The 1,496-nt window shown below is 48.8% G+C and carries 2 protein-coding genes and 1 pseudogene; 2 read left to right on the top strand and 1 reads right to left on the bottom strand.

Annotated features, from left to right (window positions below; all coding sequences use genetic code 11):
* Nucleotides 1–150 precede the first annotated feature (150 nt).
* Nucleotides 151–273, bottom strand: a pseudogene (locus tag H6B51_RS17020) (IS256 family transposase); the annotation flags it as partial.
* A gap of 16 nt (nucleotides 274–289) precedes the next feature.
* On the opposite strand from H6B51_RS17020, the gene H6B51_RS17015 reads away from it, so the two are divergent.
* Together H6B51_RS17015 and H6B51_RS17010 are read left to right on the top strand one after the other, a co-directional pair.
* Nucleotides 290–490, top strand: coding sequence for an S-layer homology domain-containing protein (locus H6B51_RS17015; protein ID WP_204884780.1), 201 nt, complete (start codon nucleotides 290–292; stop codon nucleotides 488–490).
* 501 nt (nucleotides 491–991) lie between these two features.
* On the top strand, nucleotides 992–1,393 hold the full coding sequence (locus H6B51_RS17010; RefSeq protein ID WP_204884779.1) for a helix-turn-helix domain-containing protein: 402 nt from the start codon (nucleotides 992–994) through the stop codon (nucleotides 1,391–1,393).
* The last annotated feature ends 103 nt before the right edge of the window (nucleotides 1,394–1,496 follow it).

Here is a 1,496-nt window from a genome sequence, read left to right as displayed (position 1 = left end):
AATCTCAAGAGGATGGTTAAGGCCATCTTTTCCGCAATACATATGGATAAAATATGGGCTGAGAATATAATTTTTCGGCCCATATTTTATCTTTGTCAACAGGTCCAGAGTTTTGCGCAAATTGGTTTACAGCCCCTGGCATGAATGAAGTTAGCCAGCAATGGAGGCATCCTCAAAGGCTGCTTCCAGGTGCTTCATATTCATGTATTTCTTGTTGCCCCACTGGGTACCGGCCACATGGCGCAGCCGGGCACAGACCAGCATGGTAGAGGAGAAGGAGTTCACGGATTTGCAGTACTATGGCGACCCCTACAAGACCGATCAGGAAAACTTTCCGGCAATTTTCGCCCTGCAACGCACGGGTATCATTGACGGATACCCCGATGGTAGTTTCGGACCCAATGACGGTATTACTCGGGCACAGGCAGCTAAAATCCTCGATCTTTTCACGGACATCCCTGGGCTCGAAGTCCGTCGCTATGACCAATAAGTCCGCCGCAGGCGTGGATCCTGGCGTTTTTGGCTGGGTAAGTCTGGAGGCAACCTATAACAACAATTTGCATCCCTATGCCGAGTCGCTGGGGTTTGATTGTGAATATAGTTCGGCTGGAAATATCCTTGGTAATACCGGGTCTTAGCGTTACTTCACTAAAGAAGACGTTAGGGTTGGCATATTTCCGCTTCCCGCCTCCCATTACATCATGACCGCAACGCCTGCTACACACCGCTGAAAAGACATAGGCCCCTTCAAGCCTACAATACTCAATGGCAAAGGCAGTAACCGCTTTGACCTGGACGGTAGGTACCTGCACTATGAAGCAGGTCGTTCTGAAGGTTTACCGGGTTGATGAGAGCCCCTAATAGATAACCGCCGCGCGATGTCGTGCGGCGGTTTTTCTATGAAATAGTCACTGCAACCCACGCCCTGTCTTGTCAAAAAGCAATCATTTATCCTGTGGTATAATGGACTTAATCAAACAGGAATTACAGTATGTCTCAGCCAGATCAGATAGATCTAACCGCAGAAGAAAAATCATATTTGCAGGCATTGATTGACGCAAAGAAGGTTCCTCCGCGTGTTTCTGACCGAGCAAAGATCCTGTTGCTGCGTTCAGACGGGGTATCGCCCAGCGAAATTTGTCGGAGGTTACACATGATGCCCAGAAGCGTTCAGCTATGTCTGGACAAGTTCAAAGCGGATGGTCTGATGCGCGCTTTACAGGATGACCAGCGCAGCGGCCATCCGAAAGAGATCTCGGAAGAAGCCATACAGTGGATCATCCAAACAGCTAAGAAATCTCCGCAGACTTTAGGGTATGAGCAGGATCTCTGGTCAATCGCTTTGCTTCACCAATATGTGCAGCAGCACGCAAAAGAGGCGGGTTTTCCGTAAGCGCTCAACGACCACCCACCTTCCGTATCCCTCGAAAATGTGAGACAATATCCCAAAACTCAAAAAGCTGACAGTCAGTTTTTTAAGACTTCACATCAGGAGG

Origin of the sequence: Pseudoflavonifractor phocaeensis, assembly GCF_016901955.1 — a bacterium.
GTDB lineage: Bacteria > Bacillota > Clostridia > Oscillospirales > Oscillospiraceae > Flavonifractor > Flavonifractor phocaeensis_A.
Note: the sequence above shows the minus strand (reverse complement) of the source record. Positions and strands in the feature narration are given on the sequence as shown.